At 71.2% G+C, this 25,928-nt stretch carries 27 protein-coding genes; 13 read left to right on the top strand and 14 right to left on the bottom strand.

What is annotated here, in order from left to right:
- Nucleotides 1-63: 63 nt before the first annotated feature.
- From DPM19_RS02615 to DPM19_RS02580, 8 genes are all read right to left on the bottom strand, one after another.
- The gene (locus DPM19_RS02615) at nt 64-1,128 is read right to left on the bottom strand and encodes a CaiB/BaiF CoA transferase family protein (RefSeq protein ID WP_111863128.1); all 1,065 of its coding nucleotides are present in this window, start codon (nt 1,126-1,128) and stop codon (nt 64-66) included.
- Nucleotides 1,125-2,066, bottom strand: a complete 942-nt coding sequence (locus DPM19_RS02610) for an LLM class F420-dependent oxidoreductase (RefSeq protein WP_267900860.1) — start codon at nt 2,064-2,066, stop codon at nt 1,125-1,127. Before DPM19_RS02610 ends, DPM19_RS02615 begins: the two co-directional genes overlap by 4 nt.
- Nucleotides 2,067-2,159: 93 nt before the next feature.
- Nucleotides 2,160-2,561: a cobalamin-dependent protein gene (locus DPM19_RS02605; RefSeq protein WP_111863126.1), complete on the bottom strand. Its 402-nt coding sequence runs from the start codon at nt 2,559-2,561 to the stop codon at nt 2,160-2,162.
- The gene (locus tag DPM19_RS02600; RefSeq protein WP_111863353.1) at nt 2,561-4,138 is read right to left on the bottom strand and encodes a methylmalonyl-CoA mutase family protein; all 1,578 of its coding nucleotides are present in this window, start codon (nt 4,136-4,138) and stop codon (nt 2,561-2,563) included. Before DPM19_RS02600 ends, DPM19_RS02605 begins: the two co-directional genes overlap by 1 nt.
- A 72-nt stretch (nt 4,139-4,210) precedes the next feature.
- A complete protein-coding gene (locus DPM19_RS02595; protein WP_111863125.1) occupies nt 4,211-4,600 on the bottom strand; it encodes a roadblock/LC7 domain-containing protein in 390 nt (129 codons plus the stop codon).
- Nucleotides 4,601-4,747: 147 nt separating this feature from the next.
- Nucleotides 4,748-6,157, bottom strand: a complete 1,410-nt coding sequence (locus tag DPM19_RS02590; RefSeq protein ID WP_233509748.1) for a FadD3 family acyl-CoA ligase — start codon at nt 6,155-6,157, stop codon at nt 4,748-4,750.
- A 20-nt stretch (nt 6,158-6,177) separates the two neighbouring features.
- The gene (locus tag DPM19_RS02585; protein ID WP_111863123.1) at nt 6,178-7,356 is read right to left on the bottom strand and encodes an amidohydrolase family protein; all 1,179 of its coding nucleotides are present in this window, start codon (nt 7,354-7,356) and stop codon (nt 6,178-6,180) included.
- 38 nt (nt 7,357-7,394) lie between these two features.
- Complete coding sequence (locus tag DPM19_RS02580) at nt 7,395-8,930, bottom strand: AMP-binding protein (protein WP_111863122.1); 1,536 nt, start codon at nt 8,928-8,930, stop codon at nt 7,395-7,397.
- 64 nt (nt 8,931-8,994) lie between these two features.
- Between DPM19_RS02580 and DPM19_RS02575 the strand changes: the two genes are divergently transcribed.
- The 3 genes from DPM19_RS02575 to DPM19_RS02565 all read left to right on the top strand — a co-directional run bounded on the left by DPM19_RS02575 (nt 8,995) and on the right by DPM19_RS02565 (nt 11,535).
- On the top strand, nt 8,995-9,990 hold the full coding sequence (locus tag DPM19_RS02575; RefSeq protein ID WP_111863121.1) for a ferredoxin--NADP reductase: 996 nt from the start codon (nt 8,995-8,997) through the stop codon (nt 9,988-9,990).
- A gap of 104 nt (nt 9,991-10,094) precedes the next feature.
- Nucleotides 10,095-10,814, top strand: coding sequence for an enoyl-CoA hydratase/isomerase family protein (locus tag DPM19_RS02570; protein WP_111863120.1), 720 nt, complete (start codon nt 10,095-10,097; stop codon nt 10,812-10,814).
- Nucleotides 10,804-11,535: an alpha/beta hydrolase gene (locus DPM19_RS02565; RefSeq protein WP_111863119.1), complete on the top strand. Its 732-nt coding sequence runs from the start codon at nt 10,804-10,806 to the stop codon at nt 11,533-11,535. Before DPM19_RS02570 ends, DPM19_RS02565 begins: the two co-directional genes overlap by 11 nt.
- Here the strand turns inward: DPM19_RS02565 and DPM19_RS02560 are convergent.
- Nucleotides 11,486-12,052: a TetR/AcrR family transcriptional regulator gene (locus tag DPM19_RS02560; RefSeq protein WP_199484788.1), complete on the bottom strand. Its 567-nt coding sequence runs from the start codon at nt 12,050-12,052 to the stop codon at nt 11,486-11,488. The genes DPM19_RS02565 and DPM19_RS02560 overlap by 50 nt on opposite strands.
- Before the next feature lie 169 nt (nt 12,053-12,221).
- On the opposite strand from DPM19_RS02560, the gene DPM19_RS02555 reads away from it, so the two are divergent.
- On the top strand, nt 12,222-12,923 hold the full coding sequence (locus DPM19_RS02555; RefSeq protein WP_111863118.1) for an SDR family NAD(P)-dependent oxidoreductase: 702 nt from the start codon (nt 12,222-12,224) through the stop codon (nt 12,921-12,923).
- Nucleotides 12,924-12,994: 71 nt separating this feature from the next.
- Here DPM19_RS02555 and DPM19_RS02550 read toward each other — a convergent pair whose 3' ends face one another.
- Both DPM19_RS02550 and DPM19_RS02545 read right to left on the bottom strand, forming a co-directional pair.
- Nucleotides 12,995-14,200, bottom strand: a complete 1,206-nt coding sequence (locus tag DPM19_RS02550; RefSeq protein WP_111863117.1) for a CaiB/BaiF CoA transferase family protein — start codon at nt 14,198-14,200, stop codon at nt 12,995-12,997.
- Complete coding sequence (locus DPM19_RS02545; RefSeq protein WP_111863116.1) at nt 14,197-15,633, bottom strand: aldehyde dehydrogenase family protein; 1,437 nt, start codon at nt 15,631-15,633, stop codon at nt 14,197-14,199. Before DPM19_RS02545 ends, DPM19_RS02550 begins: the two co-directional genes overlap by 4 nt.
- Nucleotides 15,634-15,905: 272 nt before the next feature.
- Here DPM19_RS02545 and DPM19_RS02540 point away from each other — a divergent pair, with 272 nt between their 5' ends.
- From DPM19_RS02540 to DPM19_RS02505, 8 genes are read left to right on the top strand one after another with little or no spacing between them, the layout of a single operon-like run.
- A complete protein-coding gene (locus DPM19_RS02540) occupies nt 15,906-16,613 on the top strand; it encodes an SDR family NAD(P)-dependent oxidoreductase (RefSeq protein WP_111863115.1) in 708 nt (235 codons plus the stop codon).
- Nucleotides 16,610-17,140 (top strand): carboxymuconolactone decarboxylase family protein, encoded by a 531-nt coding sequence (locus tag DPM19_RS02535; protein ID WP_111863114.1) that lies wholly within the window; start codon nt 16,610-16,612, stop codon nt 17,138-17,140. Before DPM19_RS02540 ends, DPM19_RS02535 begins: the two co-directional genes overlap by 4 nt.
- Before the next feature lie 24 nt (nt 17,141-17,164).
- Nucleotides 17,165-18,430, top strand: coding sequence for an aromatic ring-hydroxylating oxygenase subunit alpha (locus DPM19_RS02530; protein ID WP_111863113.1), 1,266 nt, complete (start codon nt 17,165-17,167; stop codon nt 18,428-18,430).
- Nucleotides 18,417-18,737 carry a hypothetical protein gene (locus DPM19_RS02525; protein ID WP_111863112.1) on the top strand — a complete coding sequence of 107 codons (321 nt, stop codon included), beginning with the start codon at nt 18,417-18,419 and terminating at the stop codon, nt 18,735-18,737. Before DPM19_RS02530 ends, DPM19_RS02525 begins: the two co-directional genes overlap by 14 nt.
- 2 nt (nt 18,738-18,739) lie before the next feature.
- A complete protein-coding gene (locus DPM19_RS02520; RefSeq protein ID WP_111863111.1) occupies nt 18,740-19,954 on the top strand; it encodes a metal-dependent hydrolase family protein in 1,215 nt (404 codons plus the stop codon).
- Entirely contained in the window at nt 19,932-20,336 is a 405-nt protein-coding gene (locus DPM19_RS02515) for a nuclear transport factor 2 family protein (protein WP_111863110.1), read from the top strand. Before DPM19_RS02520 ends, DPM19_RS02515 begins: the two co-directional genes overlap by 23 nt.
- Nucleotides 20,326-21,414: an acyl-CoA dehydrogenase family protein gene (locus DPM19_RS02510; RefSeq protein ID WP_111863109.1), complete on the top strand. Its 1,089-nt coding sequence runs from the start codon at nt 20,326-20,328 to the stop codon at nt 21,412-21,414. Before DPM19_RS02515 ends, DPM19_RS02510 begins: the two co-directional genes overlap by 11 nt.
- Nucleotides 21,411-22,196, top strand: a complete 786-nt coding sequence (locus DPM19_RS02505; protein ID WP_111863108.1) for an acyl-CoA dehydrogenase family protein — start codon at nt 21,411-21,413, stop codon at nt 22,194-22,196. Before DPM19_RS02510 ends, DPM19_RS02505 begins: the two co-directional genes overlap by 4 nt.
- Here the strand turns inward: DPM19_RS02505 and DPM19_RS02500 are convergent.
- From DPM19_RS02500 to DPM19_RS36035, 3 genes are read right to left on the bottom strand one after another with little or no spacing between them, the layout of a single operon-like run.
- On the bottom strand, nt 22,183-22,974 hold the full coding sequence (locus DPM19_RS02500) for an enoyl-CoA hydratase (RefSeq protein WP_111863107.1): 792 nt from the start codon (nt 22,972-22,974) through the stop codon (nt 22,183-22,185). The genes DPM19_RS02505 and DPM19_RS02500 overlap by 14 nt on opposite strands.
- A gap of 11 nt (nt 22,975-22,985) precedes the next feature.
- Nucleotides 22,986-24,134 (bottom strand): acyl-CoA dehydrogenase family protein, encoded by a 1,149-nt coding sequence (locus DPM19_RS02495; protein WP_111863106.1) that lies wholly within the window; start codon nt 24,132-24,134, stop codon nt 22,986-22,988.
- Nucleotides 24,131-24,991 (bottom strand): acyl-CoA dehydrogenase, encoded by an 861-nt coding sequence (locus tag DPM19_RS36035; protein ID WP_111863105.1) that lies wholly within the window; start codon nt 24,989-24,991, stop codon nt 24,131-24,133. The genes DPM19_RS02495 and DPM19_RS36035 overlap by 4 nt, the downstream gene beginning before the upstream one ends.
- Before the next feature lie 237 nt (nt 24,992-25,228).
- Here DPM19_RS36035 and DPM19_RS02485 point away from each other — a divergent pair, with 237 nt between their 5' ends.
- Nucleotides 25,229-25,900 (top strand): TetR/AcrR family transcriptional regulator, encoded by a 672-nt coding sequence (locus DPM19_RS02485; RefSeq protein ID WP_111863104.1) that lies wholly within the window; start codon nt 25,229-25,231, stop codon nt 25,898-25,900.
- The last annotated feature ends 28 nt before the right edge of the window (nt 25,901-25,928 follow it).

Below are 25,928 nucleotides of genomic sequence, written 5' to 3'. Positions count from 1 at the left end.
GGCTCCGACAACAGCCGTAGCATGGAGCAAGATTCTTCTTGCCGCTAAAAGAGAATAGCATTCTCAACCGGATCGCTGGAGGGCCCCCGGCGGGTCGTCGTGCTCGCCCAGGTGCGGGGGCCGCCGGTAGTCGGGGGCGTATCCGGCCACCCGGACGGGGTTGGCGACCAGGCGGAAGTCGCCGGCGCGCACCACCATCTCCGGGGTGGCCTCCAGGGCCTCCGGCAGGGTGCGCACCGCCGCCGCCGGGACGCCCAGCGGGCGCAGCCGGGACTCCCAGCCCGCGGCGGTGTCGGTGGCCAGGGCGCGCGTGACGACGGCCAGGACCTCCTCGCGCCGCGCCGCGCGCTCGGCCATCGTGGGGAAGCCCTCGATGCCCGCCTCGGCGGAGAAGGACTTCCAGAAGCCGTCGTGCGTGACGAACAGCGCCAGGTACCCCTCAGCGGTCGGGAAGAGCTGGGCCGGGACGTAGTAGGAGTGCGCGCCGAACGGCAGCCGGCGCGGCTCGGTCCCCTCGTTGAGGTAGGCCGAGGCCCGGTAGTTGAGCTGGGACAGCAGCACGTCCCGCAGCGAGACCTCCACCTGGCCGCCGCGGCCGGAGACGATCTGGGCGAGCAGGCCGAGCGCGGCGGTCAGGCCGGCGGAGTTGTCGGCCGAGGAGTAACCGGGCAGGGTCGGCGGGCCCGCGGGGTCGCCGGTGAGGGAGGCGACGCCGGTGGCCGCCTGGACCACGTAGTCGAAGGCGGGGTCGTCGCCCGCCGCCAGGCCGAAGCCGGTGAGCGCGACGCAGACGATCCGCTCGTTCCACTTCCGGAGGGCGTCGTAGGTGAGGCCGAGCCGGTGGATCGCCGACGGTTTCAGGTTGACCAGCAGGGCGTGCGCTCCGGCGACGAGTTCGCCCAGGCGGTTCCGGCCCGGCTCGGCGGTCAGGTCGAGGCGGACGCTGCGCTTGCCGCGGTTGAGGCTGGCGAAGTAGGCGTCGCTCACCTGGCGGGAGATGTCCCCGCCAGGTGGTTCGATCTTGGTGACCTCGGCGCCGAGGTCCGCGAGCATCATCGTGGCGTAGGGGCCGGCCAGCATGTGGCCGACCTCCAGGATGCGGATTCCCGCCAGGGGCCCGGTGGTCACCGCAGTTCCGCGGCCAGCGCGGCGATCATCTCGCGGGTGCGGAGCTTGGAGGCGACCAGTTCGTCCCGGTTCTCCCCGAGGGGCAGCAGCCGCACCGACAGGTCGGTGACCCCGGCGTCGGCGAAGCGCCGCATCCGGGCCAGGATCGCCTTCTCGTCGCCCGCCGCGCACAGGTCGCCGACGTCCCGGGCGTCGCCGTAGTCCAGCAGCCGCTGGTAGTTGGGCGACACCTCGGCCTCCCCCAGGATGCGGTTGGCGCGGGCGCGCGCGGCGTCCACCTCCTCGGGGCGGCACAGGCAGACCGGGATGCCGGCGACGACGCGCGGCGCCGGGCGGCCCGCCTCCTCGGCCGCCTTGGTGATGCGCGGCACGACGTGTTCGGCGACCGCGCGCTCGTCGGCCATCCACAGTACGGTCCCGTCCGCCCGCTCGCCGGCGATCCGCAGCATGACCGGGCCGAGCGCGGCCAGCAGCACCGGCAGCGGCGCCACCGGGCCGAGGCCGAGCGGGTTGTGCACCGTGAACGTCTCGTTCTCCACGTCGACGTCGCCCGGGCCGCGCAGCGCGGCGTCCATGACCTCCAGGTAGTCGCGGGTGAACGCGGCCGGCCGCTCGTACGGCAGGCCGAGCATGTCCCGCACGATCCAGTGGTGCGACGGGCCGACGCCCAGCGCCAGCCGCCCGTTCGCGGCGGCTTGCGCGGACATCGCCTGCCGGGCCAGCGCGATCGGGTGCTGCGTCTGCAGCGGCACGACCGCGGTCCCCAGTTCGATCCGCGAGGTGCGCGCCCCCATCAGGGACACGGCCACCAGCGCGTCGAAGTCCGTCGGGACCTGCGGGACCCACACCGTGTCCAGCCCCGCGCTCTCGGCCCACTCGGCGTCCTCGATCATGCGTACGGCCTTCCGCGCGGAGTCTCCCCGCTCCGGACCGCTCATCACACCGACCCGCACAGTGCCTCCCAATGCTCGAGATCCGTTGTCTTCACGCGGTGGGGCCGCGCCGCCCGCGCCACGCCGTGCACGAAGCGATCAGGGCGGGGCGGGGGCGGCGGTCAAGGCGCGGACCTCCGCCACGAGGACGTCGAGGGAGGTACCGGTCGGGAAGACCGCGGCGGCACCCGCCTCCTGCAGGCGGGGGACGTCGGCCGCGGGGATGGTGCCGCCGACGATGACGGCGATGTCGGCGGCGTCGGCGGCCCGGAGCGCCTCGACGGTGCGCGCGGTCAGCGCCAGGTGCGCGCCGGACAGGATGCTGAGGCCGACGACGGCGACGTCCTCCTGGAGGGCGATCGCCACGATGTCCTCGATCCGCTGGCGGATGCCGGTGAAGACGACCTCGAAGCCCGCGTCGCGCAGCGCACGGGCGACGATCTTGGCGCCGCGGTCGTGGCCGTCCAGGCCGGGCTTGGCGATCAGGACTCGGGTGCGCATCAGAACACCACCGGCTGCTGGAACTCGCCCCAGACCGCCTTGAGCGCGGCGACCATCTCGCCGACCGTGCAGTAGGCGTTGGCGCAGTCGATCAGGGGACCCATGAGGTTGTCGTCACCTTCCGCGGCCCGGGACAGGTCGGCGAGGCGGGCCTGCACGGCCGCGTTGTCGCGGCCGGCCTTCACCCGGGCGAGCCGTTTGAGCTGCCGTTCGCGGCCCTCGGCGTCCAGTTCGTAGGTCGCCAGGTCGGGTGGCGGCTCGTCGGAGACGAACCGGTTGACCCCCACGATCGGGCGGGTGCCGTCCTCGATCTCCTGGTGGGTCCGGTAGGCCTCGTCGGCGATCAGACCCTGCAGGTAGCCGTCCTCGATCGCGCGGACCATGCCGCCGTGCCGGTCGAGGTCGTCCATGATCTCGATGATCTTGGCCTCGGTGGCGTCGGTGAGCGCCTCGACGAAGTAGGAGCCGCCGAGCGGGTCCGCGACGCGGGTGACGCCGGTCTCGTGGGCGAGGATCTGCTGGGTGCGCAGGGCGAGCGTCGCCGACTCCTCGCTGGGCAGCGCGAAGGGCTCGTCCCAGGCCGCGGTGAACATCGACTGGACGCCGCCCAGCACGGAGGCCATCGCCTCGTAGGCCACCCGGACCACGTTGTTGCGCGCCTGGGGGGCGTACAGGGAGGCGCCGCCCGCGACGCAGCCGAAGCGGAACATCGACGCCTTGTCCGAGGACGCCCCGTACCGTTCCCGGACGATCGTCGCCCAGCGCCGCCGGCCCGCCCGGTACTTGGCGATCTCCTCGAAGAAGTCGCCGTGCGTGTAGAAGAAGAAGGAGACCTGCGGGGCGAACTTCTCGATCGTCATCCGGCCGCGGGCCAGCACGGTGTCGCAGTAGGTGACCCCGTCGGCGAGGGTGAAGGCCATCTCCTGCACCGCGTTGGCGCCGGCGTCCCGGAAGTGCGCGCCGGCCACCGAGATCGCGTTGAACTTCGGCACCTCGGCCGCGCAGAACTCGATAGTGTCGGCGATCAGCCGCAGGGACGGTTCGGGCGGCCAGATCCAGGTGCCGCGCGAGGCGTACTCCTTGAGGATGTCGTTCTGGATCGTCCCGGTGAGCTTCGCCCGGGGAACGCCCTTGCGCTCGGCCGCCGCCACGTAGAACGCCAGCAGGATCGCGGCCGTCCCGTTGATGGTGAAGCTGGTGCTGATCCGGTCCAGCGGGATGTCCTCGAACAGGATCTCGGCGTCGGCGAGGGTGTCGACCGCCACGCCGACCCGGCCGACCTCCTCGCTCACCTCGGGGTCGTCGGAGTCGTAGCCGCACTGGGTGGGCAGGTCGAGCGCGACCGACAGCCCGGTGCCGCCCTGCTCCAGGAGGTAGCGGTAGCGGCGGTTGGACTCCTCCGCCGTGCCGAACCCGGAGTACTGCCGGAACGTCCACAGTCGCCCCCGGTAGCCGGAGGCGTAGTTGCCGCGGGTGAAGGGGAAGCGGCCCGGTTCGGGGGGCTCGGCATGCCGGTCCGCCGGTCCGTAGACCGGCTGGAGCGGGATGCCGGACGAAGTCTCGGCGAAGTCGTTCATCATCAGATACGTTACTTTCAAAAAACGAGAATGCCAATACCACCCAAGAGAATAAGATGATCGCGAGGTCGGTCAGAGCGGCGCGGTCGGCTGCCCCTGCAACCGTCTGATCAGCATGGTGGCCTCGTAGGCGACCAGCCCCGCGTTGCCGCCCTTGTCGCTCAGCACGGCCAGGCAGTTCCCGCCGCCGGCCGGCACCACGAAGAACAGCATGTCGTCCAGCTCCACCGTGCTCTGCTGCACGCGCCGGGCCCGGTAGTGCTCCCGGACGCCGCCGGCCAGGCGGTCGAATCCCGACGCCAGCGCGGCCAGGAACCCGGCGTCCTCGCGGGTGATGTTCCCCGAGGTCGCCAGGACCAGCCCGTCCTCGGCCAGCAGCAGGGCATGGCGCACCCCGCCGACCCGATGCACCAGGTCGTCGAGCAGCCAGTCCAGTTCGCCGGGCATCGTCTGCTGTCTCATGGTCGCTCCCGTTCATCGCAGGGGTGGTGCCGCCCGCGGGAGCCGGAGACGCGCTCGGACTTCGGCGCTGGAATCACCCCGGGCGACGTGGGTGTGGTCGTGGTGGGCACCCGGGCCGGGCGCTCCGGTACCCGGCCCGGGTGCTGGTCAGTGCAGCTGGTCCTTCATGACCTTGCCGGTGGCGTTGAGCGGCAGTTCGTCGAGGAACACCACCTGCCGGGGGACCTTGAAGCCGGCCATCCGGTCACGGCTCCAGGCGATGAGCTCCTCTTCGGTGAGGTCCTCCCGCTTGATCACGAAGGCCTTGCCCACCTGGCCGAGCCGCTCGTCCGGCACGCCGATCACGGCGGCCTGGGTGACGGCCGGGTGCTCCATCAGGAAGTTCTCGATCTCGGCGGGGTAGGCGTTGAAGCCGCCCACGATGAACATGTCCTTCTTGCGGCCGACGATCCGCAGGTTGCCGCGCTCGTCCAGCGTCCCCAGGTCCCCGGTGTGCAGCCAGCCGTCCGCGTCGATCGCCTCGGCGGTGGCCTCGGGGTCGTCCAGGTAACCCCGCATGACGCTGTAGCCGCGGACCAGCACCTCACCGTCGTCGGCGATCCGGATCTCGACGCCGTCGCAGGGCCGGCCGACCGTCGTGGCGATGTCCTCGAACGAGTCGCCGTCCCGGGAGATGGTCGCGGTCCCCGCCTCGGTCAGGCCGTATCCGGTCCTGATCGTCTGGAACGGCAGTTCGGTCACGACCCGGCGGATCAGCTCGACCGGGATGTCCGCCGAGCCGGTCACCGCCGCGCGCAGCGACGACAGGTCCCACTTCCCCTCGGCGTGCGCCTCCAGCAGCGAGTGGTACAGCGTGGGCGGGCCCGGCAGCATCGTGATCCGCTCGCGCTCGATCAGCTCCAGCACCCGGTCCACCTCGAAGACCGGCACCGGGTGGACGGTGGCCCCGCGGATCATGGACGCGATGCAGCCGGCCTTGTACCCGAAGATGTGGAAGAACGGATTGACGATCATGTACCGGTCGCCCTGCCGCAGGTCGGCCAGGTCGCACCACTCCGCGTACATCCGGAGTGCCTGGGCGTGGGTCATCATGACGCCCTTGGGCCGCCCGGTGGTGCCCGAGGTGAACATGATGTCGCACACGTCGTCGCCGCTGACCGCGCGCTCCAGCGGCGAGCCGCTGGACAGGAAGTCCGACTTGATGTCGATCGTGGGCACCTCGGGCGGGCCCGTGTAGTCCTCGCCGAGGAAGCCCGGCTGGGACAGGACCAGCTTGGCCCCGCTACGGCGGACGATGTCGTGGGCCTCCGCGGCCTTGAACCGGGTGTTGACCGTGACCAGCACGCCGCCGGCGGTCAGCAGCCCGAACGCCGCGATGATCCACTCGGCCGAGTTGGGCGCCCAGATCGCCGCCCGGTCACCCTTGTCGATCCCGGCCTCGGCGAAGGCCCCCGCCGCCACGCGGACCCGCTCGGCCAGTTCGGTGAAGGTGAGCCGGAGCGGCCCGTCGACGACCGCTTCGGCGTTACCGAAGCGGTCGTCGACACTGAGCACCATCTGGGGGATGGTGTCCCACGTCATACCGACATCAACCTGGCGAGGTTGCCACCCATGATCTTGGCCTTGTCGTCCTCGCCGAGACCCGTCAGCTCGTCGATGTAGCTGACCGGGTCGGCCAGGCCCTCGGGGTGGGGGTAGTCCGAGCCGAACAGCACCCGCTCCACGCCGATGATGTCGGACAGCTCAGCCATGTTCTCCTCCCAGAACGGGCTGATGTGGATGTTGCGCTTGACGGCCTCGACCGGGTCCTCCTCGAACTCGTTCGGCATCTTCTTGTTGAGGTCCGCCAGCTGCTTCAGCAGCGGCTGGAGCCAGGAGGCGCCGTTCTCGATGACCGCGATCTTCAGTTCGGGGAACCGGGTCAGCGCGCCGTGGCAGACCAGCGACGCCACCGAGTCCTGGATCGGCCGCCACTCGCTGATCTGCCGGAAGGCGTTCGGCTTGAAGGGCAGCATCTCGTTGCTCCGGCCCTCCCAGTCGCTGGTGTACCGGGCGTAGCCGCTGTCGGAGGAGTGCAGCCCGACCACGACGCCGGTCTCCACGACGCGCTTCCAGAACGGGTCGAACTCCGGCAGCGCGAAGGAGCGCGGGCCGCGGAAGCCGGGCACCGGCGCCGGCCGGATCAGGACCGCCTTGGCCCCGCGCTCGACGCACCAGTTCAGCTCCTCGATCGCCTTGTCCACGATCGGGAGGCTGATGACCGGGGTGGTGAAGATGCGGTCCTTGTAGTTGAAGGACCACACCTCGAACAGCCACTGGTTGAGCGCGTGGACGACCGCGTGGATGAGCTCGGGGTCCTCCCGCATCCGCTCCTCGATCAGGCTGGCGAGCGTCGGGAACATCAGCGTCCGCTCGATGCCCTGCTCGTTCATCAGCTCCAGCCGGGGTGCCGGCTCGCGGAAGGCGGGGATCGAGCGCATCGGGTCGCCGAAGATCTCACGGCGGGACTTGCCCTCGGGGTTGCCGACGCGGAAGTACTCCTCCATCGCGCCCGGTCGGGCCACCACCTCGAAGGTGGGGTTGGGGATGTACTCGCTGATCTGCCCCAGGACCGCGATCTTGGTCCGGCCGCGCACCTGGACGTACTGGATGGCGCCCTCGTACTCCTTGGGCAGGTACTTGGTCATCGCCTCCTCGGTCTCGTACAGGTGGTTGTCCGCGTCGAACAGCGGAAACGGCACGTCGCGTGACGACATAAGATCCTCCCTTGCTGAATGCGAGAATAGTATTCTCATCACTTGGGTGTCGCAATGTCCCGTCGGAGAACGAACTTTTGGATCTTGCCGCTGGGGGTCCGCGGGAAGTCCGCCACCACGTGCAGCTCCTCCGGCCACTTCTGCCTGGCCAGCCCCACCCGCTCCAGGTGGGCGCGCAGCTCGTCGAGGTCGGGCGCGGAGTGCCCGGGCCGCAGCCGCAGGACGGCCGCGGCGTGCTCGCCCAGCCGGGCGTCGGGGGCGGCCACCACCGCGGCCTCCGCGACGGCGGGCATGCCGAGGAGCACCTCCTCGACCTCCAGCGCGCTGATGTTCTCGCCGCCGCGGATGATGATGTCGGACTTGCGATCGGTGATCGTGAGGTAGCCGTCCTCGTCCAGCACCCCGATGTCGCCGGTGTGGTACCAGCCGTCGGCGTCGAAGACCCGCTCGGTCAGCGCCGGGTCGGTGTAGCCCAGGCACAGGTCCGGGCCCCGGCTGAGGATCTCGCCGTCCTCGGCCAGCCGCAGCTCCACCCCGGGCAGGACGTTCCCGTCGGTGTAGAGCCGCTTGTCCTCGGGCGCCGCCCAGTGGGAGCCGGTGATCGACGGGTGTTCGGTGCTGCCGTAGGCGCGGTACACCGTGACGCCCAGCTCCGCCAGCCGGGTGGTGACCGCCGCCGGCACCGCCGCGCCGCCGAGGCCCGCGTACTTCATGTACGGCAGGTGCTCGGGCGTGAAGTCGGGGTGGTCGAGCAGGCTGGTCATGAAGTACGTCGCCCCGCCGCCCACGGTGAGCCCGTCGCTCTTCATCAGCGCCAGCGCCTGGCCCGGGTCCCACACGTCGGCGAGGTTCACCGGCGCACCGTCCAGGACGGGGATCAGGAAGGCGTTCAGCATGCCGATGAAGTGGCCCACGGGGGCCGCGGTGAGCTGGCTGCCCCGGTCCGGCGGGTAGCGGGCGGCGAGCTGGCGCGTCTCGTAGCCGATCGTCTGGTGGCTGTGGACGACGCCCTTGGGGTCGCGCGTGGTGCCGGAGGTGAACGCGATCAGGGCGGGACTCGCCGGGTCCGCCGCGACGACCCCGGGCATCGGCTCGTCGGCCAGCAGGTCGTCGAAGTCGCGCCCCACCACACCGACGACGGGCACGTTCGCGGCTAGGTCGGCCTGGTACTCCAGCCGCCCGAACCGCTCCGCCGCCACGAAGACGCGCGGCCGGACCGAGTCCAGGATGTACCCGACCTCCTTGCGCCCGTAGAAGTGGACGATCGGCACCACGGTCGCCCCGAGGAACGTCGAGGCCCAGAAGACCGCCGCGGCCTCCATCCAGTTGGGCAGTTGCAACGCGACCACGTCGCCGGGACCGACGCCCCGGGCGCGCAGCCCGCCCGCCAGCCTGCGCGCGACGTGCTCGACGTCGCGGAAGGTTCCGGACCAGGGCCGTACGGCCGAGTACACGCGGAATCCGGCGTCGGGGGCCGACGCGAGCCCGCGGGCCAGCACGTCCCCGAGCGTGTCGCGGGTCCACCAGCCCTCCGCCTCGTACCGCTCGGCCAGCTCGGTGGGAATGCTTCTCATCACAAGAGCTCCTTCCATGGGGAGATAATTGCACTCTCCTAAAGGGAGAAGCTAGATTCCGCACATGGCGCGAGACCACGGCTTCCATCCGGTCCGGATCAGGCAGGTCGTCCAGGAGACGGCCGACGCGTGCACGTACGTGCTCGACGCGCCGTTCCCCTACCAGGCTGGGCAGTTCCTGACGTTCAAGGTCTGCGGGACCCTGCGCAGCTACTCGATGTCGAGCTCTCCCGACACCGACGCCGAGCTGATGACCACGGTGAAGCGGGTACCCGGCGGCCTGGTCTCGAACTGGATGCTCGACCACCTCGCGGCCGGCGACCTCGTCGAGGTCACCCGCCCCGCCGGGGTCTTCTGCCTGCGGGAGACCACCGCCCCCCTGGTGGCGTTCTGCGGCGGCAGCGGCATCACGCCGATCCTGTCGCTGGTCAAGAGCGCGCTGGCCACGACACGGCGGCGGGTCCGCGTGCTGACGGCCGACCGGGACGCCGACTCGGTCATCTTCGCGTCCGCGCTGGCCGAACTGGCCGGGCGGTACCCCGGCCGCTTCGAGGTCCGCCACCATCTGGACGTCCCGAACGGGTTCGTCACCGCCGCCGAGGTCCGGGCCTTCGCCGGCGACGACCGGGACGCCGACTTCTACGTCTGCGGGCCCACGCCCTTCATGGACCTGGTGGAGCACGCCCTGCTCGCCTGGGGCGCCGGCCCCGAGCAGATCCTCATCGAGCGCTTCACCCCCGCGGCCGACTCCCCCGCGGACCGGGCGCCCGCGGACGAGGAGCAGGGCGGAACGGTCACCATCGTCCTCGGCGGCAAGCGGCACGCGGTCCCCCGGCATCCCGGCGAGACCCTGCTGGAGAGCGCGCGCCGGGCCGGCCTCGCCCCGCCGTTCTCCTGCGAGGCCGGGAACTGCGCCACCTGCATCGCCCAGGTCACCGAAGGCCAGGCCAGGATGCGCGCGAACAACGCGCTCGAGGAGGACGAGATCGCCGAGGGCTGGGTCCTCACCTGCCAGGGCGAACCCACCACCGCGGACATCACTGTCGTCTACGAAGATTGAACTCGCCTACCGGGCGGACCGGCCGCGCCTGGATCACGCCCCGCACCGGCGAATACAATGTTTGCCCGGAATGAGAATGGCAATACCGCTATGGGAGAGCAAGCATGGTAGAGCTTGAGATGGACCAGGGGCTGGCGGTCATCACCATCAACCGCCCGCAGGCTCGCAACGCCATCGCACCGGTCACCATGGACGAGCTGGACAAGGCCCTCGACTCGGTGGCCGGCGCCCGGGCCCTGGTCATCAAGGGAGCGGGCGACCGGGCGTTCGTCTCGGGGGGCGACCTGAAGGAACTGGCCGCGCTCCGGACCGAGGAGGCCGCCCTGGCCATGGCCCTGCGGATGCGCGGGATCTGCGACCGGATCGCGGCCTTCCCCGGCCCGGTGGTCGCCGCGCTGAACGGCCACGCCCTGGGCGGCGGGGCCGAGGTCGCGGTGGCCGCCGACATCCGCGTGGCCGCCGACGACATCAAGATCGGCTTCAACCAGACGGCCCTGGCGATCATGCCCGCCTGGGGCGGCGCCGAGCGGCTCGCCGCGCTGGTGGGCCGGAGCCGGGCGCTGCTGCTGGCGGGCACCGGCACCATCCTCGACGCCGCCGAGGCCCAGCGCGTCGGCCTGGTGGACCGGGTGCTGCCTCGGGCCTCCTTCGAGGAGGACTGGCGTTCCCTGGCCAGGTCGCTGGCCACCGCTCCGGCGGGAGAGATCAAGCGCGTCACCTCGGGCACCCTGTCGGCGGAGGAGGCGGCGCGCGCCTTCGCCCGCCTCTGGGTGTCCGACGAGCACTGGGCGGCGGCGGAGAAAGTGATGAACCGTGGCAGGTGAACTGAGCGTCGAGGCGGGCCCGGCCGGACCGGTGGTGCGCCCGCCGGACCCCGGCGAGACGGTCGTCCTCTACCTGTACAGCGACCGGTACCTCGCGGCCGCCCCCGAGACGGCGCTCGACCGGGCCGGGCGCCTCGCCCTGCACACCGGCTCCACCGTCGTCTGCCCGCGGCTGCGGCCCGACTTCCCCGCCGCGCTGGAGGACGTCCAGAACGCCTACCTCCGCAGCCGGTCCGCGGGCCCGGTGGTGGTGGCGGGCGAGCAGGGCGGGGCCGGGCTCGCGGCCGCCCTGCTGGTCCAGCTGCGCAACTCGGGCGCCGCGCCGCCCCGCTGCGCGGTGCTGGTCTCGGCGCTGCTCGACCTGACCCTGCAGGCGCCGAGCCTCCAGCTCAACGCGGCCGCCAATCCCGCCTTCGACGCCGCCGAGCTCCGGCGGCGCGTCGCGGGCTACGCCGCCGACACCCCCCTGACCGACCCGCTGCTGAACCCGCTCTACGCCAACCTGCACGGGTTGCCGGCGATCCAGCTCCTCGTGGCCAGCACCGATCCCCTGCTGGACGACTCGCTGGCGTTCGCCGCCCGCGCGGCGCGATCCGGCGTCACGGTGGACCTGCGGGTGCGGTCGGACGCCGCCGACCTCGACGCCGAGGCCGGGCCGGCCATGGCCGGCTTCATCGCGGCGCGGACCCCAGCAGCAGCATCGCCAGCACGTCTCGCGTGATCTCCGGGTGGTCGCCCAGCTCACGGTCCAGCAGCCACTGCTGCTGCAGGCCGTCGAGCATCGCCAGCAGGGCCGCCGCCACGGTCTGCGGGGCCAGGCCACTCGGCAGGCGGTCACCGTAACGCTCGGTGAGCACCCGGAAGATGTCCTCCCGCACCGACTGGTAGTAGTCGCGGAAGTACTGCTGGGCCGGGTGACCCTCGGTCACGCTCTCGGCCGCCAGCACGCTGTGCACCACGGCCAGACCGGGGTTCTTGCGGTCGTAGGCGACGACCTCGGCGAGCAGCTCCGGCCAGTCGCTCTCCAGCCGGTCGGCGCCCAGGTTCTGGCGGTTGAGCTCCGCCCTGAGCTGGAGGATCGTGGTGAGGAGCTGTTCCTTGCTCCGGAAGTAGTGCAGCACTCCCTGCCTGGTCAGGCCGACGCGCTCCGCGATCGCGTTCAGTGACGTCCCGCGATAGCCGCGCTCGGCGAACATCTCCAGGGCCGTATCGATGATCTCCTGGCGCCGGCTCTTCACCTTCGGCACCTCCTCCCGCAACAGACAGTATCGGCGTCATGGCACGGCGGACGACCTACCTACATGTAGGTAGGAGTGTTACCCTGCTCACACCTTGGTCGAGGAGCCCTCCCCGATCAGGCTCCAGCGGGCCCTTCTGCGCCCGGTCGTGGCGGAAAGGACGGGTGTCATGACCGAAGTGGCGATCATCACAGGTGCGTCAGGCGACATCGGAGAGGCGGTGGCGCGGAGGCTCGCGGCCGCGCGGGTGCATTGCGTACTGGTGGACCGCGATCCCGCGGTCAAAAAGGTCGCGGCGGACATCGGCGGCCTCGCCGTGGTCGGGGACCTGAGCGATCCCGACCTGTCCACGAAGGCCGTCGCGCACGTGGACGGCCGGCTGGACATGCTCGTGCTCAACGCCGAGACCGGCTGCACGGCCACCGACCCGGACGTGCTCGACCTGAGCGGCTACCGGTCGGTGGTGGGGACGAACCAGCACGGCGTCGTGTACGGCCTGCGGGCCGCGCTCCCGCTGATGCGCCGGCGCCGCAGCGGTTCGATCGTGATCACCGCGTCGCTGGCCGGGCTGGTCGGCGTGGAGGACGACCCCTTCTACACGATGACCAAGCACGCCGTCATCGGCCTGGTCCGGGCGTCCGCCGGGCGGCTGGCCCGCGAGGGCATCCGGCTGAGCGCGGTCTGCCCCGGCCCCTGGGAGGCGCCGCCGGTCACCGGCAACGGGCTCCGGCCGCCGGGGGTCCCCGCGCCGGGCGCCGACGAGGTGGCGGCGGCCATCGAGCACGCACTGCGCACGGCCGAGCCGGGCACCCAGCTGGTGCTGCGACCCGGCAGGTCGCCCGTTCCCTACGCGCAGGCGCCGCTGCCCTAGCGGCCGGACGGGGAGCCACGCGGCGGGCGGCCGGCCCGGCCCGCCTGCGCGCGGCTCCCTCGTCCCCACGGTCAGGTCACCGCGCCCGCCGTCTTGAGCGCGATGATGCGCTCCCAGTCCAGGCCGAGTTCCTGCAGGATCTCCTCGGTCTGGGCGGCGAACTCGGGCGCCGGCCCCGGGTCCGGGGCGCCGACGTCGAACTGCACCGGGTTGGCGACCAGTTCGAGCTCCCCGGCCTTGATCAGGTACTCGTTCGCCCGGATCTGCGCGTCCTGGCCCACCTGGAGGGAGTCCTGCACCGGAGCCCACGGCCCGGCCAGGGTGGCGAAGCGCTCGGTCCACTCCGCGAGGGTCCGGGCGGCGATCGCCTCCCGCAGGATCTCGACGGCCTGCGCGGTGTTGGCGGCGATCAGCTCGGCGGTGGCGAAGCGGGGATCGTCGGCCAGTTCGGGGCGGTCGACGTGGCGGCACACATCGGCCCAGAACTTGGTCGGCTGCAACATCACGAAGGACAGGTAGCGGCCGTCGGCCGTGGCGTACAGCCCGGTCAGCGGGTTGACCGGCGAGCCGTGGGCGCCCGGCACGGGCGCCACCAGGGGTTCGCCGAGGTGCAGGGACAGCCCGATCCCGTGGCCCATCGCCCACAGGCCGCTGCCCAGCAGGGAGACGTCCACGACCGACGGCTCCCCGGTGCGCTCGCGCTTGAGCAGCGCCGCCGCGATGCCGCCGGCCAGGTTCGTGCCGGAGATGGTGTCGCCGTAGGCGGGGCCGGGCGGGCTGATCATCCCTTCCGTCCCGGGCGGGGTGAGGCTGGCGGCGGTGGCGCCCCGGGCCCAGAAGGCCGTCATGTCGTACCCGCCCCGGTCCGCCTCCTCGCCGCGCGGGCCGAGCGCGCTCCCCCGGGCGTAGACGATCTTCGGGTTCGCCGCGCGGATGTCGTCCACGTCGATCCCCAGCTTGCGCCGGGCCCCGGGCCGGAAGTTGGTCAGGAACACGTCCGACCGCCGGGCCAGGTCGAGCAGTACCTCTTTGCCCTCGGGCTTCGCGATGTCCAGGCCGATGCTGCGCTTGCCGCGGTTGGCGTGCTCGATGTTGGGGTTCGGGTCGCCCTCGACGCGCATGGTGCCGGTCTGCCGGAGCCCGCGCTGCGGATCTCCGTTGACGGCGTGCTCGACCTTGATCACCTCCGCGCCCCACTCGGCGAGCACGGCTCCGGCCGAGGGGACGAAGCCGTACATGGCGACCTCGAGAATGCGGATCCCCTCAAGTGGCTTCATGCCACCACCGTCGCGAAGGTCTTGCTCTCCAGGAACTCCTCCAGCCCGGCGACGCCCATCTCCCGGCCGATGCCCGACTGCTTGTACCCGCCGAAGGGCGCGTCGGGGTGGAAGTAGTTGCCGCCGTTGATGCTGAACGTGCCGCTGCGGATCCGCCGCGCCACCGCGATGGCCCGGTCCTCGTCGGCGCTGAACACCCCGCCGGAGAGACCGTAGATGGAGTTGTTGGCGATGCGCACGGCGTCGTCGTCCCCGTCGTGGGGGATGACCGCGAGCACCGGGCCGAAGACCTCCTCCTGCGCGACCTCGCTGTCCGGGTCGACCCCGGCCAGCAGGGTGGGCGTGTAGAAGAAGCCGGGATCCACCTTCTCGCCGCCGGTGACGAGCTTCGCGCCCGCCGCGACGGCCCGCTGGACCAGGCCGTCCACCTTGTCGCGCTGCCGCGCGTTGATCAGCGGCCCCATGAAGGTCTTCTGGTCGGCCGGATCGCCGTAGCTGATCTGGCTCATCATGCCCGCGACCTGCTCGACGATCTCGTCGTGCCGCTCCCTGGGCACCACCAGCCGGGTGGTGATGGCGCAGCCCTGCCCGGCGTGCGAGCAGATCGCGAAGGCCGAGAACATGGCGACGGTGGCGAGGTCGGCGTCGTCGAGGACGACCGACGCGGACTTGCCGCCGAGCTCCAGGAACACCCGCTTCAGCGTGGTGCTCGCGGCCGCCATGATCTTGCGCCCGGTGGCGGTCGAGCCGGTGAAGGTGACGATGTCGACGTCGGGGTGGGTGGTGAGCACCTCGCCGACGGCGACCTCGGAGGAGGCCAGCACGTTCACCACGCCCGGTGGGATGTCGGTGTGCTCGGCGATCAGCTCGCCGAGGGCCAGCGTGACCAGCGGCGTGTCCGGGGCGCCCTTGAGCACCACCGTGCACCCGGCGGCCAGCGCGGGGGCCAGCTTGGCCAGCGCGAGCTGGTTCGGGTAGTTGTACGCGACGATGGCCGAGACGACTCCCCCGGCCTCCTTCTCCACCCAGCGGCGGTGGGGCTTCCCTCGGACCTCGACCTCGCCGAGGTCCTCGGTCATGGCGTAGCCCTCGAGCAGGTCCGCGTAGTACCGGACGATCTCGATCGGCTGGTCGAGCTGGGCTCCGTAGGTGAGCATGCGGGGCGCGCCGACCTCGGCGATCGTCAGCTCGCGCAGCTCGTCGCCGTGCTCGACCAGCGCCTTGTGCAACTGCCGCAGGCACCGGACGCGCTGCTGCACGTCGGTCGACCAGCTCGTGGTGTCGAAGGCGCGGCGCGCGGCCGCGACGGCGGCCTCGGCCTGGGCGACCGTGGCGTCCGGGGCCTGTCCGAGTACCTCACCGGTTGCGGGATTGAGCGAGTCGAACGCCCGGTCGGCCCCGACCAGCTCTCCGTCGATCAGCAGGCGCTTCATGCCGGCACCGCCCTCGTGTCCGCCGCGGTTCCCTGCTCGGCGCCGGTGACCATCGCCACCCTGTCCTGACATCCCATCCTGCCTCCTCCTCGCTGTGTGGAAACTACATTCTCCTACAGCGTGAATCAACTACTAGTTGACGAGAACGACAGGCGGACCACCATCGGCCGCGCGGGCCAAATGTCAAGGCTTCCGGATCATTCTGGAGTGAGAGTATGATTCTCTTATTCGGAAGGGAGATTACCGATGGCTGAGACGGACGGGGCTCTCGTATGAAGACCGCAGTTGTGACCGGTGGCGGCTCCGGCATCGGCCGGGCCATCGCGGAGCGGCTGGACGCCGACGGCCACCACGTCGCCGTGCTCGATCTCAACCCGCCGCCCGACGCCGACTTCGCCTACCAGGCCGACGTCACGGACCGGGCCCAGGTGGACATCGCGCTGACCGCCGTCAGGGAGCGGCTGGGCCCGATCGGCGTCCTGGTCAACGCGGCCGGGCTGGACGGGTTCAAGCGCTTCACCGACCTGTCGTTCGAGTCCTGGCAGCGGGTGATCGACGTCAACCTGAACGGCGTCTTCCACTGCACCCAGGCCGTGCTCCCCGACATGATCGAGGCCAAGTGGGGCCGGATCGTCAACATCTCCTCCTCCAGCGCGCACTCGGGCCAGCAGTACATGGCGCACTACGTGGCGGCCAAGTCGGGGCTCAACGGGCTGACCAAGGCGCTGGCGCTGGAGCTCGGCCCGCTCGGCATCACCGTCAACGCGGTGCCGCCCGGCTTCATCGACACCCCGATGTTGCGCAAGGCCGCGGAGCGCGGGCTGCTCGGCGACTCCCTCGACCACCACATCGAGCAGACGCCGGTCCGGCGGATCGGCCGGCCCGAGGACCTCGCCGCGACCTGCGCGTTCCTGGTGTCGGAGGAGGCCGGTTACATCACCGGGCAGATCATCGGGGTGAACGGGGGGCGGAACACATGACCCGCCTGCCGCTCGTCCCCTACGAGGAATGGGACACCGAGGCCCTGTCGGTCCTCGCCCCCGGGCGGAAGCTCCCGCCGTCCAACGCGCTGGGCTTCCTCGCCAACCACCCACCGCTGGCCAAGGCGTTCCTGACGTTCAACGGCCACCTGCTGGGCAGAACCTCCTCCCTGCCCGTGCGGGACCGGGAGCTGGCGATCCTGCGGGTGGCCTGGCGGCGGCGCTGCGCCTACGAGTGGGCGCAGCACGTGCTCATCGCCCGCAAGGCCGGCGTCACCGACGAGGAGATCGCCGCGGTCCGGGCGGGCGACGACACGCTCATCAACCGGGCCGTGGACCAGCTGGAGGAGGACTCCCAGCTGCCCGACTCCACCTACTCCGAACTGGCGGAGATCTACGACGAGACCCAGCTCATGGACTTCGTCTTCACCGTCGGCGCCTACGGCCTGCTGGCCGTGGCGTTCAACACCTTCGGGGTGGGCCTCGATCCCGGCCTGCCGGACGGCGGCTTCGACAGCCCCGCGTGACAACACATTTCAGAAAGGTGTGACATGGCGTTCTTCCCCAAGCCTGCGGCGGGGAGCTGGACCGAGCAGTACCCCGAGCTGGGCACCGCACCCGTCAACTACGAGGACTCCATCGACCCGGCCTACTACGAGGCCGAGCGCGAGGCCGTCTTCAGGCGGACCTGGCTGAACATCGGCCGGATCGAACAGGTCCCCCGGGTCGGCAACTACTTCACCAAGGAACTCGCGGTCGTCGACACCTCCCTGGTCGTCGTCCGGGGCAAGGACAAGCAGATCCGTGCCTTCCACAACATCTGCCGGCACCGCGGCAACAAGCTGGTGTGGAACGACTACCCCGGCGAGGAGGTCAAGGGCACCTGCCGCCAGTTCACCTGCAAGTACCACGCCTGGCGGTACAACCTCGAAGGCGAGCTGACCTTCGTCCAGCAGGAGGGTGAGTTCTTCGACCTGGACAAGGCCGACTTCGGGCTGAAGGCGGTGCGCTGCGAGATCTGGGAGGGGTTCATCTTCGTCAACCTGGACCCCGACGCCCGGCCGCTGGCCGAGTACCTCGGCGAGATGGGCAAGGGCGTGGAGGGCTACCCCTTCCACGAGATGACCGAGGTCTTCGGCTACAAGGCCGAGGTCGGCAGCAACTGGAAGCTGTTCATCGACGCGTTCGCGGAGTTCTACCACGCGCCGGTACTGCACCAGAAGCAGGCCACCAAGGAGGAGGCCGAGAAGCTGCTGGGGTTCGGCTTCGAGGCGCTGCACTACGAGGTGACCACCCCGCACGGGATGGTCTCCGCCTGGGGCGGCATGTCCCCGCCCAAGGACCCGAGCATGGTCAAGCCGATCGAGCGGGTGCTGCGCAGCGGGCTGTTCGGCCCCTGGGACCGGCCCGACATCGAGGGCCTGGAGCCGCTGCCGCCCGGCGTCAACCCGGCCCGGCACCGGGCGTGGGGCGTGGACTCCTTCCATTTCTTCCCGAACTTCATGCTGCTGGTGTGGGCGCCGGGCTGGTACCTCACCTACCACTACTGGCCGACCGCGGTGGACCGGCACATCTTCGAGGCCAAGCTGTACTTCGTGCCGGCCAAGACCGGCCGCCAGCGGCTGGCCCAGGAACTCGCCGCGGTCACGTTCAAGGAGTACGCCCTCCAGGACGCCAACACCCTGGAGGCCACCCAGACGATGCTCAAGAGCCGGGCCGTCACCGACTTCCCCCTCAACGACCAGGAAATCCTCCTCCGCCACCTGCACAAGGTGGTCGGCGACCACGTGAAGGAGCACGCCAATGCTGCCGGCTGAGTTCGCGGAGCTGGAGAAGTTCGGCGCCTGGGTCCTGGAGACCGAGCCGGAGCGGTACGCCAAGCGCCTGGCCAGCTCGATGGAGGAGATGCAGGCGTTCTACGACGCGGCGTTCCCCCACCTGGAGCCCGCCGCCGCCCACCTGGACGGGTTCCCGGTCGACGACCTCCCCGAGGCCGAGCGCAACCTGCTGCTCCTGATGTTCTCGCTGGTGATGGTGTCGTTCCCGATCGAGGTGTGGAAGCAGGCCCGGGTGCCCGACAGCGGCGCGGCGTACCTGGACCTCGTCCTCGAACCCCGGGTCTGAGCGTGATCACGCTCAAGGCGGCCCGCCTCCTCCACGTCGAGACGGGCGAGATCGAGGAACCGGGCCTGGTCACCGTGGACGGCGACCGCATCGCGGGCGGCGGCGGGGGCGAGGTCCTGGACCTGGGCGACGTCACGTTGCTCCCCGGCCTGATGGACATGGAGGTCAACCTGCTCATGGGCGGCCGGGGGGAGACCGCCGCGCTCTCCCCGGTCCAGGACGACCCGCCGCTGCGCATGCTGCGCGCGGTGGGCAACGCCCGCCGGACGCTCCGCTCGGGGTTCACCACGGTCCGGAACCTCGGCCTGTTCGTGAAGACCGGCGGCTACCTGCTGGACGTCGCCCTGGCCAAGGCCATCGACGCCGGCTGGGTGGACGGTCCGCGCATCGTCCCCGCGGGGCACGCGATCACCCCGACCGGCGGGCACCTGGACCCCACGATGTTCTCCGCGTACGCGCCGGGGATCATGCCCCTCTCGCTGGAGGAGGGCATCGCCAACGGGGTCGACGAGGTGCGCAAGGCGGTCCGCTACCAGATCAAGCACGGCGCGAAGCTCATCAAGGTCTGCGCGTCGGGCGGGGTGATGTCGCACACCGGCACCCCGGGTGCGCAGCACTACTCCGACGAGGAGCTGCGCGCGATCGTGGACGAGGCCCACCGGCGCGGGCTCAAGGTGGCCGCGCACACCCACGGGGCGGACGCCGTCCGGTCGGCCGTGGAGGCGGGGATCGACTGCATCGAGCACGGCTTCCTGATCGACGACGACACGATCGAGCTGATGGCCGAGCGCGGCACCTTCCTCGTCCCGACGACCTACCTGACCGAGGGGATGGACCTGTCCAGGGCCGCCCCCGAGCTCAAGGCCAAGGCCGCCGAGATCTTCCCCCGGGCCCAGACGGTCGTCGCCCGGGCGAGCAGGGCCGGTGTCAAGATCGCGGCCGGCACCGACGCGCCGGCGATCCCGCACGGCCACGGCGCCAAGGAACTCGCCGCCATGGTCAAGCGGGGCATGACACCGCTGCACGTGCTCCAGGCGGCGACCCTCAACGCGGCCGAGCTGATCGGCGCCGCCGACCGCGGCCGGATCGCCGAGGGCCTGCTCGCCGACCTGATCGCGGTGCCCGGCAACCCACTGGAGGACATCTCGGTCCTGTCCGAGGTCCGCTTCGTCATGAAAGGAGGGAAGGTCTTCCATGGAGCACCAGGACATCATTGAGATCGGGCAGCTGCTCGCCAAGTACGCGGTCTCGATCACCAGGAACGACATCGACTCCCTGCTGGAGGTCTTCACGCCCGACGGCACCTACAGCGCGTTCGGCGAGGTCTACCCGCTGGCGGAGTTCCCCGCCCTGGTCGAAGCGGCGCCCAAGGGGCTGTTCATGACCGCGACGCCGCTGCTGGACATCAACGGCGACGAGGCCACCGGCGTGCAGAACCTCTGCTTCGTCGAGGACGCCACCCACCACATGCGGATCGGGTACTACAACGACACCTATGTCAGGACCGAGGACGGCTGGCGGCTGCGCACCCGCGCCATGACGTTCATCCGCAAGAGCGGCGCCCACGACTCGGGCCGGCCGCACTCGCATGCGCGTTGAGGAGTTCCGGACGGGGCTGCGCGCGTGGCTCGACGAGCACGATCTCAGCCCCGTCCACGACAAGTCCCTCGACGGCGACATGGCCCAGCTGTCCCGGGTGCGCCGGGCGCTGTTCGACGCCGGCTGGATGCGCTGGGGCTGGCCCGAGCACGCCGGCGGCCTCGGCGGGCCCACGATCCTGCGCGCGGTGCTCGGCGAGGAGGTCGCCACCCGCGGCCTCGCCGAGCCGGGGATCTACTCCCTGATCGAGGTGCTGGCGCCGACGCTGATCCGGTACGGCTCGCCCGAACTGCTCGCCTTCGTCCCGCTGCTGCTGTCCGGCGAGGAGACCTGGTGCCAGGGCTTCTCCGAGCCCGGCGCGGGCAGCGACCTGGCGTCGCTGACCACCCGCGCCGTCCGCGACGGCGCCGAATGGGTGATCGACGGGCAGAAGGTGTGGACCTCCCTGGCGCAGTACGCGCAGCGCTGCCTGCTGCTCGCCCGCACCTCCGGCCCCGGCCACCGCGGCATCTCGGCCTTCCTGGTGGACATGGACAGCCCCGGCGTCCTCGTCCGGCCCATCGAGACCATGCACGGCGTGGACGAGTTCGCCGAGGTGTTCTTCGACGGCGTCCGGGTGCCCGCCGACCGGATGATCGGCGCGGTGGGGCAGGGCTGGGAGATCGCGATGAGCATCCTCCCGGACGAGCGGTCCTCCTGCTTCTGGCACCGGGTCGCGCACCTGTACACCCGGCTCGACCGGCTGCTCGCCGCCGCGCCCGCCGGCTCCGAGCGCGCGCTCGGCGAGGCGTTCCTCGACCTGCACGCCATCCGCTCGACGTCCCTGCGCACCCAGCACCGCCGGGCGCGGGGCGAGCCGCTGGGCGCGGAGACCTCGATCGACAAGATCCTCATCGCCTCCGCCGAGCAGCGGCTCTTCGACACCGCCCGCGACCTGCTGCCCGGGGTCGTCGAGTACGAGGAGTCGCCCTGGCGCGAGGAGTACCTCTACTCCCGGGCCGCCACCATCTACGGGGGCACCGCCGAAATCCAGCGCAACATCGTCGCCAAGCGACTGCTCTCCCTGGGGGACGAATGATCGACGCCGCCGACCTGACGCTGCTGTCCACGGGCTTCCGCGCGGCCATGGAGGAACCGGGCGACGCCGACCGCCTGGACGCCGCACTCGTGGAGCTGGGCTGGCGGGAACTGCTGGCGGACTCGCCGGACGAGGCAGTCGCCCTGGTCTTCCCCCTGCTCGGCGCGACCGGGGCGCACGCTCCCCTGCTCAACGACGTGCTGCTGCACGCGCTGGGCCGGCCGCCGGGCGGTGTGGTCGCGCTGGCCGAGAACGGCCTGGCGTTCGGGCGGCCCTGCGTGCCGGCGGGCGGGCTCGACCCGGCGCTGGGGCTGTGCCGGGTGGAGTGGCGGCCGCTCGGCGAGGAGGCGGTGGCGGCGGGCCGCCGGGCGCTCGGATTCCAGCTCGTCGGCGCCGGCCGGGCGATGCTGGAGCTGGCCCGCGAGCACGCGCTGACCCGCACGCAGTTCGGGCGGCGGCTGGCGTCGTTCCAGGCGGTGCGGCACCGGCTGGCCGAGACCCTGGTCACGCTGGAGGCGGCGGAGGCCGCGCTCGCGCACGCGACGGACCCCACGACGTCGACGCTGGGCAAGGCGCTGGCCGGGCGGGCCGGGCTGGCGGCGGCGCGGAACTGCCAGCAGGTGCTCGCCGGGATCGGGTTCACCGCCGAGCACCGCTTCCAGTCGTTCGCGCGCCGGGTGCTCGTCCTCGACGACCTGCTCGGGTCGGCGAAGGCGCTGGCCGAGGACGTCGGCGGGTCGCTGCTGGCGACCCGCCGCGCCCCCCGGCTCATTGAGCTTTGACCTGCTTCTTCATCTCTTCGTAGTCGATGAGGATGGGGTAGTTGCAGACGCTGAACGCGTTCCCGTGCCCGGTCGTGTGGGTGTCGAACACCGACTGGATCGCCGCGTAGAAGCCCTGCACGTCCAGGGTCTGGTTGACGGCCCGCTTGGCCTGGCGCAGCGCGAACGGGTGCATCTGCGCGATCTGCCCGGCCAGCTCCATCGCGGACGCGTCCAGCTCCGCCAGCGGCACCACCCGGTTGACCATGCCGAGCTGCTCCGCCTCCGCCGCGGTGACGCCCCGGCCGGTGAACAGGATCTCCTTGGCCTTGCGCGGGCCGAACTCCCAGGTGTGGCCGTGGTACTCCACACCGCCGATCCCCAGGCGCACCACCGGGTCGGAGAACTCGGCGTTCTCGGCCGCCACGATCAGGTCGCAGGGCCAGCAGAGCATCAGCCCGCCCGCGATGCACTTGCCCTGGACCGCCGCGATCGACGGCTTGGGGATGTTGCGCCAGCGCAGGGTGTACTCGATGTACCGGCGCGCCTCGACGCTGTAGATCGACTCCAGGGTGATCTTGTCCGGGCGCGGGCCGGTGCCCTTCAGGTCGTGCCCGGAGGAGAAGTGCCTGCCGTTGCCGCGGAGCACGATGACCCGGACGTCGTCGTCGTCGGCGGCCCGGGTCCAGGCCGCGTCCAGGTCGTCCAGCAGCTCCATCGTCTGGGCGTTGGCGACCTCGGGCCGGTTCAGCGTGATGACCGCGACCCGGTCGGTGACCTCGTAGAGGATCTGGCTCATGGGCTTCTTCCTTACCTGGGGAGGCCGAGGATGCGCTCGGCGATGATGTTGCGCTGGATCTCGGAGGTGCCGCCGGCGATCGTTCCGGCGAAGCTCCGGGCGTACCGCTCGAACCAGCTGGCGGTGAACGCCTCCACGCTCATGTGGTTGGGCGGGGCGGTCGCCGCGGGATGGGCCAGCCCCTCGGGCCCCTGCGCCTCCAGGGCGCGGAGGCCGGCGGCCTGGATGGCCTCGGAGCCGAGCAGCTTGAGCACCGACACCTCCGCCGGGTCCCGGTCGCCGCCGAGCTGCCGGTAGCCGAGCAGCCGGAGCGCCTGGGCGTCCATGAGCAGCGTCGCGTACCACTCCTCGTCGCCGGGCGCGTCCCTGATCAGGTCGTCCAGCCGCTCGGCGTAGCTCAGCCACAGCATCGTCCGCTCGTGGCCGAGCGAGCCGTGCGCCACCCGCCAGCCGCGGTGCAGCTCGCCGATCAGGTTCTCCTTCGGCACCCGGACGTCGGTGAAGAACACCTCGTTGAAGTCCAGGTCGTCGGGCGAGGCGAGGGAGCCGAACGGCCGCCGGACCACCCCCGGGGTGTCGGTGGGGATGAGCAGGACGCTGATCCCCTTGTGCTTGGGGGCGTACGGGTCGGTGCGCACGAACGTCAGCAGCACGTCCGCGTGGTGCGCCCCCGAGGTCCACACCTTCTGCCCGTTCACCACGAAGTGGTCGTCGTCGAGGATCGCGCGGGTGCGCAGGCCGGCCAGGTCGGAGCCGGCCTCCGGCTCGCTCATGCCGAGCGCCGCCGTGATCTCCGCCCGCAGGATGGGGACGGCCCACCGCTGCTTCTGCTCCTCGGTCCCGAAGGTCAGGATCGAGGCCGCGATGATGCCGAGGCCCTGCGGGTTGAAGCTGTGGTAGATCCGCCGCCGGGACAGTTCCTCCAGGTGGGCGAGTTGCTGCGGCAGCGTGGCGTTGCGCCCGCCGTACTCCGGCGGGTTGCCGGGCAGCAGCCAGCCCGCGTCGAACAGCGTCCGCTGCCACCGGGCCGCCCACGGTGGCACGTCCGCGCTCGACCGGGGGCGGGGCATGGCCTCGGCCGCGGTGGGCAGGTGCGCGTCGAGGAAGGCGGAGAACTCGGCGCGGAACTCCTCGATCGCGGGATCGGAGTCCAGCTTCATGCCAGCAACGCCCTTCTGTGTACGGCCGCGGTTCCCAGCAGCAGGTCGCCGGCCTTGGCCCGCTTGAGATGGATCTGCAGTTCGCTCTCCCAGGTGAAGCCCATCGCCCCGAAGAGCTGGAGGCCGCCCTGGAAGACGACCTGCTGGCACTCCCCCGCGGCGGCCTTGGCCATCAGGGCCGCCCGGCCGCGCCGCGGGTCGTCCTCGGCGATGGTCAGCGCCGAGAAGTAGGCCAGCGCCCGGGCCCGCTCGATCGCCACGTGCATGTCCGCGGCCTTGTGCTTGACCGCCTGGAAGGAGCCGATGGGGACGTCGAACTGGACGCGCTGCTTGACGTGCTCGACGACCAGGTCCAGGATGCGCCGGCAGCTGCCCACCGTGGAGATCGCCAGGCCCATCAGGGTCAGGTCCGCGATTCCGGGGACCAGGTCCGGGGCGGTCACATGGGCAATGTGGGCTACGTGCAGGGTCGGGTCGAAGACGGCGACCCGTTCCGTGCTCACCGCCGCGCCGTCGACCACCACCACGCCGTCGCGGGTGACCAGCGCGATCTCGTCGGCCCGGTCCGCGTCCAGCACGAACCGCCCGGTCCCGTCGCACACCCCCGTGCCCGCACCGCGGGGCAGCCGGCCGGCGAGCGGCGCGAACCAGGTGGACGTGGCGAGGAAGGGGGTCGGATCGGCGACGTACCCCAGTTCCTCCAGCACGATCGCCAGCTCCACCGGCGGGGCCTCCAGCCACCCCAGCTCCTGGTACTTGGCCCAGAGCTGGTCCTCGGGCAGCGACCGCGCCTTGGCCACCGTTTCGCGGACCAGTTGCTGGAGCAGCCGCTGGTCCTCATCGAACTCGAACTGCACAGGCGACCTCCCAATGGACTTTTCGCACCGGGCCGCCGAGGGAGTCGCGGCGCGCGGCTCTCACCGCCGGCTCGTCGCGGCCGGCTGCAGGACGTCGCTCCGCCTGGCCGGCCAAGGTGGCACATGTCACGAGAGTAGCATTCTCACTGCAAGCAAGTAAGAGTCTCATCTGTTGCGACGGCCACTTCGAAGTGCAGTTGCGATTTCTTACCGTCGCGGTGGAGTATCGTTCTGCTCGTGACCGAAGTCTCCGAAGAGCCTGCCTGGCGGCAACGAGCCGTCGAGCGCTCCACCCGTGCCGCCAAGCTCCGTGCCGAACAGCGCGTGCAGCGCTTCCTCGATTCGGCACAGGAACTCATCGCGGAAAAGGGCACGACGGACTTCACGGTCCAGGAGGTCGTCGACCGGTCGAAGCAGTCGCTGCGCAGCTTCTACCAGCATTTCGACGGCAAGCACGAATTGCTGCTGGCCCTCTTCGAGGACGCGCTCGCCAAGTCGGCGGTCGAGATCCGGGAGGCTGCCTCCGCCGAGCGCGACCCGCTGCGGAGCCTCCAGGTCGCCGTCACGATGCTCTACGAGCAGTCGCAGCCCAACCCCCACGCCCAGCGCCCGCTGTTCAGCGACTTCGCCCTGCAACTGCTGGTCAAGCACCCCACCGAGGTGGCGACCGCCTTCCTCCCGCTGCTCACGGTCATCACCGAACTCATCGAGCAGGCCACCGAGGCCGGTGTCGTCGCCGCCGGGAAGCCCCGCCGCCAAGCCTCCCTGGTGATGCAGACCGTCATGTTCATCGCCCAGGCCAACGGCGTCCCCGCCAACAGCCACGCCACCCCCGTCACCACCGACGAGATCTGGCAGTTCTGCCTGGGCGGCATCTCCGGGCCACACGCCTCCGACACCGGCGAGTAGCCGCACGGCCCCTCGCCGGGTGGCCTCG

The sequence above is a fragment of the Actinomadura craniellae genome, from assembly GCF_003289645.1.
GTDB lineage: Bacteria > Actinomycetota > Actinomycetes > Streptosporangiales > Streptosporangiaceae > Actinomadura_D > Actinomadura_D craniellae.
The sequence above is the reverse complement of the archived record's forward strand: the minus strand, read 5'-3'. Positions and strand labels throughout refer to the sequence as shown.